The sequence below is a fragment of the Clostridium sp. D5 genome (genome assembly GCF_000190355.1).
Taxonomy (GTDB): domain Bacteria; phylum Bacillota; class Clostridia; order Lachnospirales; family Lachnospiraceae; genus Faecalicatena; species Faecalicatena fissicatena_A.
Map to the genome: position 1 here is coordinate 1 of NZ_GL870820.1, position 4,493 is coordinate 4,493.

The window sequence follows — 4,493 nt, forward strand, 5'->3', positions numbered from 1 at the left end:
GGAGGAGTGTACACTTCCAATCTCCCTGGGGCTCCGGCTTTTCGGGAACATACTGGGAGGGTTCATCGTAATCGAACTGTGGCTGCATCTGATGACGCATCTGAGCAGCATGGTCACAACAGTTCCGTTTCTGCGGGCGGTTACGGTACTGCCGCTGAACGCGATCTTCGATATAGCGGAACCGTTAATCCAAACGTACATATTTACCACGCTGACCGTGATTAATCTGGGAGCAGCAGTAAAAATAATGTCTGTGGGACACAGCGAGTAAAAGAAAAAAGAGAAAAAAATAAAAGGAATTAGATTACAGGAGGAAATAGATATGGGAATGGTTGCACTCGGAATCGGGATGTGTATGGGATTAGCAGCACTGGGCATCGGCCTGGGACAGGGACTGGCGCTTAGCAAGGGACTGGAAGGAATGGCAAGGCAGCCGGAAGTAGCGGGCAAGATCCAGACAGGTATGATTGTAGGTATGGCAATTATGGAGACCATCGGTGTACTGACCTTCGTTATCGCCATTATGCTGTCGGGAAAGGTATGATAGAGAAGGGAGGCAGCCGGATTTGAAAGTACAATTATATCAGGATCTGCTTACAATCAACTGGAACCTGCTGTTTTCACTGATCACCGTGGTTGTGTTAGTGCTGATCTTGAAAAAATTCTTTTTTGAGAAAGTACATAGTTTTATGGAGGCAAGACAGCAGCAGGTAGTGAACACGCTGCAGGAGGCCCAGGCGACACGCGAGGAGGCACAGCAGAAGCTGGAGGAATATGAAGCGCAGATGGCGTGGGCAGAGTCCGAGAAACGGGAGATCATAAAGAAAGCAATGCAGGAGGCAAAGGATCAGGCAGGGGCAGTTCTGGAAGACGCAGGTAAAGAGGCATCCCAGGTGCGGGAACAGACGCGCCGGGAAATCGAGCGGGATAAGCTGATTGCGAAGAAAGAGCTGCAAAGAGAGATCGGAGACATGGCAGTCCTTGCGGCAGGGAAAATCATAGGAGAAGAGCTGAACCCGAAAAGACAGGCAGAAGTTGTCGATAAGATTATAGAAGAAGCTGAGGATTCATCATGGAAAGAATAACGGAACAGACTGAGGTAAAGAAACTGTGCGGCAAAATAGATACAGTGACTGAAGAACTGGCTGTCCTGAAACGGCTTCTGGCAGAGGAAGAGGACTTTTTCCATATGCTGACGCTGGGTGAAGTGGGGAAAGAAACAAGGCTTGAGTGGATGCGGGAAATCTTCGGGAGCCATATCAGCGATGAGACACTGGCATTTTTCTGTATCCTGCTGGACCATGAGGGCCTGTACCACTTCGGGCAGGTGCTGGCAGAAGGCCTGGAGCTTCTGGGAGAGGAAAGACAGGGAGTCCGGGGGACGGTATACTCAGTGGTGCCTTTGGAAAAAGACGCCATCAAGCGCCTGGAGGAGCAGACAAAAGAATTGATCCAAAAGCCGGTGAACCTGGTGAACGTGATCGATGAAGGTCTCATAGGCGGTGTCCTGATTTCCGCGGACGGGAAACTCATTGACGCTTCCCTGAAGAAGAGAATGGAAGATTTAAGCTTGAGGCTTCACAGCAGGCCGGAAGGGGGGAGTCCTCTATGATGTGGAATACAGAGGAGATCAGCAGCCAGATAAAAAAACAGATCGAAACATATACAAGCCAGATGGAGATTACCGATTTCGGCACTGTGCTGGAAGTCGGTGACGGCGTAGCCAGGGTGACAGGGCTGAGGCACTGCGTGGCAGGGGAACTGCTGGAGTTTTCGGGCGGGACCTATGGCATGGCCATGAATCTGGAGGAAAAGAATGTAGGGGCGGTGATCATCGGTTCGGACCGGGGGATCAAAGAGGGCGACATTGTAAGGCCCACCGGAAAAGTAGCGGAAGTCCCCGTGGGGGAAGAACTCCTTGGAAGAGTCGTAAACCCCCTGGGAGAGCCCATTGACGGCAAGGGTCCGGTGGAGACCGACAAGACCCGGCCCATTGAGAGTCCGGCACCGGGGGTGCTGCAGAGGAAGTCGGTGCACCAGCCGCTGCAGACGGGCATTAAGGCGATTGACGCCATGATCCCCATCGGGAAGGGACAGCGGGAGCTGATCATCGGAGACCGGCAGACGGGAAAGACGGCCATTGCCATCGACACCATCCTGAACCAGAAGGGCAAGGATGTGATCTGCATCTACGTGGCCATCGGCCAGAGAAAATCCACCATCGCGCAGCTGGTGAAGACGCTGAGCGACCGGGACGCCATGGGCTATACCATTATCGTGTCGGCCACCGCAAGTGACGTGGCCCCGCTGCAGTATATCGCACCTTATGCAGGGTGTGCCATGGCAGAGGAATTCATGTATGCAGGAAAAGATGTGCTGATCGTCTATGACGATTTGTCCAAGCACGCGGTGGCTTACCGTGCCATGTCCCTGCTGCTGAGGCGTCCGCCAGGGCGTGAGGCGTATCCCGGGGATGTCTTTTATCTGCACAGCCGTCTGCTGGAGCGTTCCGCAAAGCTGTCGGATGAGCTGGGGGGAGGGTCCATCACGGCCCTGCCGATCATTGAGACCCAGGCAGGGGATGTATCGGCCTATATCCCAACCAATGTCATTTCGATTACGGACGGCCAGATCTTCCTGGAATCGGAGCTTTTCTTCTCCGGGCAGAGGCCCGCGGTAAACGCCGGCATCTCGGTATCCCGTGTAGGGGGAAGCGCCCAGATCAAGGCCATGAAGAAGGTGGCAGGCACGATCAAGCTGATGCTTGCCCAGTACCGGGAGCTCAAAGGGTTCTCCCAGTTCGGATCAGACATTGACAAGGATACGAAAGAGCGGCTGGAGAACGGCATGCTCCTGATGGAGATCCTGAAACAGGGCCAGTACCAGCCGGTATCGGTGGAACACCAGGTCATGATTATCTATGCGGCAGTCAAAGGACACCTGGTGGGCATTGCGCCAAGTCAGGTGAGGCGGTTTGAAAAAGAGCTGTACCAGTACATGGACACCCATTCTCCGGAAGTGGGGAAGGCCATTGCCAAGACAGGAAAGTTAGAAGAGGAAACAGAACAGTTGCTATTGAAAGGCATCGAAGAGTGCAGGAAGGCGGGTAGGTTCGATGGCTGACCAGATGCAGGCAATCAAGCGCAGAATGAAGAGTGTCAGCAGTACGGAGCGGATCACAAATGCCATGAAGCTGGTTTCCGCAGCAAAACTGAAGCAGGCAACCAACCGGTTTGACTACATCAGAAAACATCTGGAGAAAGAAAAACAGCTCTTTGAGCAGGTTCTCCGGACAGAGGGAAAGGTACCGGCGGTCTACCTCGAGCAGAGGGACGGGGGAACGCTGTATCTTGTACTTACCAGCAGCAAAGGGCTGTGCGGCAGTTATAATACTTCCGTGACGAAGATGGCCGGACAGATCGCAGAGCAGGAAAAAGACAGGTGCTGCTTTCTGGCCCTTGGAACCAAAGGAAAAGAGTTCTGTGTAAGGGAAGGCCTTGCCCTGCTGGAGACAGACTGCGGGCAGATGGATGAGATGACTTATGAGGAAGCCTGGAAACTCTCCGGCAAACTGCTGGAGATGTACCGTGAGGGGCGCTTTACCGGCATCCGCATCCTGTATGCCTCCTATCTCAACTCCATAGCCCATGAGACGAAGGCGGAGTCCGTGCTTCCCCTGGAAGAGGGAAAACCCGGGGAGGAGCAGGAGCTGTCCCTGATGGAATACGAGCCGGCGGGGGCCCAGTTGTTTGACGGGCTGGCGAGGGAGTACCTGGCCCTGTGCCTGTACAGTGCGGTTGCGGAAGCAACCTTGTGTGAGCATTCGGCGCGGCGGATCGCCATGAAGAATGCCAGTGATAATGCGAATGAGATGCTGACAGAATTATCCATATATTATAACAGAGCCAGACAGGCGGCGATTACCAGTGAGATTATTGAGATTATCGCGGGTTCGGAGGCTCAGAAATTAAGAGGTGAGGCAATTGAGTAAAGGAATCATTCAACAGATTATCGGACCGGTTATTGATATTAAGTTTGATGAGGAACAGATGCCGAATCTTCTTAATGCAATACATATCGAGCAGGATGGAAAGACCATTGTAGCAGAAGTGGAACAGCACATTGGGGCGGATCAGGCCCGGTGTATTGCCCTTTCATCCACGGATGGAATGTACCGCGGGATGGAGGCAACCGATACGGGGGAACCGATTAAGGTCCCGGTCGGAAAAGAAGTATTAGGGAGGCTGTTCAATGTGCTGGGCGAGCCCATTGATGAGAAGGGCAGCGTAGAAACGGACCAGTACCAGGCAATCCACAGGCCGGCGCCGGATTACAAGGACCAGGACACCTCTTCGGTGATCTTTGAGACGGGGATCAAGGTCATTGACCTGCTGGCCCCCTACACCAAAGGCGGAAAGGTGGGTCTGTTCGGGGGTGCCGGCGTAGGAAAGACCGTGCTGATCCAGGAACTGATCAACAACATCGCAAAGGAG

Annotated in this window: 6 protein-coding genes and 1 pseudogene; all 7 read left to right on the forward strand. The window is 53.5% G+C overall.

The genetic code is table 11. The features are described from left to right. Window positions 1–271: F0F1 ATP synthase subunit A (locus HMPREF0240_RS20145; protein ID WP_035314378.1), on the forward strand; the 271-nt coding region annotated here is incomplete at its 5' end. 51 nt (window positions 272–322) lie between these two features. Further along, window positions 323–544 (forward strand): ATP synthase F0 subunit C, encoded by a 222-nt coding sequence (gene atpE / locus HMPREF0240_RS20150; RefSeq protein ID WP_009005250.1) that lies wholly within the window; start codon window positions 323–325, stop codon window positions 542–544. 22 nt (window positions 545–566) lie between these two features. Further along, window positions 567–1,085 carry a F0F1 ATP synthase subunit B gene (gene atpF / locus HMPREF0240_RS20155; RefSeq protein ID WP_009005251.1) on the forward strand — a complete coding sequence of 173 codons (519 nt, stop codon included), beginning with the start codon at window positions 567–569 and terminating at the stop codon, window positions 1,083–1,085. Continuing rightward, window positions 1,073–1,612, forward strand: a complete 540-nt coding sequence (atpH, locus tag HMPREF0240_RS20160; protein ID WP_009005252.1) for an ATP synthase F1 subunit delta — start codon at window positions 1,073–1,075, stop codon at window positions 1,610–1,612. Before atpF ends, atpH begins: the two co-directional genes overlap by 13 nt. Beyond that, window positions 1,609–3,123, forward strand: coding sequence for a F0F1 ATP synthase subunit alpha (gene atpA / locus HMPREF0240_RS20165; protein WP_035314381.1), 1,515 nt, complete (start codon window positions 1,609–1,611; stop codon window positions 3,121–3,123). The genes atpH and atpA overlap by 4 nt, the downstream gene beginning before the upstream one ends. Next, a complete protein-coding gene (gene atpG, locus HMPREF0240_RS20170; protein ID WP_009005254.1) occupies window positions 3,116–3,991 on the forward strand; it encodes an ATP synthase F1 subunit gamma in 876 nt (291 codons plus the stop codon). Before atpA ends, atpG begins: the two co-directional genes overlap by 8 nt. Continuing rightward, a pseudogene (locus HMPREF0240_RS20175) lies at window positions 3,975–4,493 on the forward strand (F0F1 ATP synthase subunit beta); the annotation flags it as partial. The gene atpG and the pseudogene HMPREF0240_RS20175, both read left to right, overlap by 17 nt.

Excerpts from the sequence above, each read along its gene's own strand:
- atpG (WP_009005254.1), top strand. The coding sequence starts at position 3,116 with ATGGCTGACCAGATGCAGGCAATCAAGCGCAGAATGAAGAGTGTCAGC.
- atpE (WP_009005250.1), top strand. The coding sequence starts at position 323 with ATGGGAATGGTTGCACTCGGAATCGGGATGTGTATGGGATTAGCAGCA.
- atpH (WP_009005252.1), top strand. The coding sequence starts at position 1,073 with ATGGAAAGAATAACGGAACAGACTGAGGTAAAGAAACTGTGCGGCAAA.
- atpA (WP_035314381.1), top strand. The coding sequence starts at position 1,609 with ATGATGTGGAATACAGAGGAGATCAGCAGCCAGATAAAAAAACAGATC.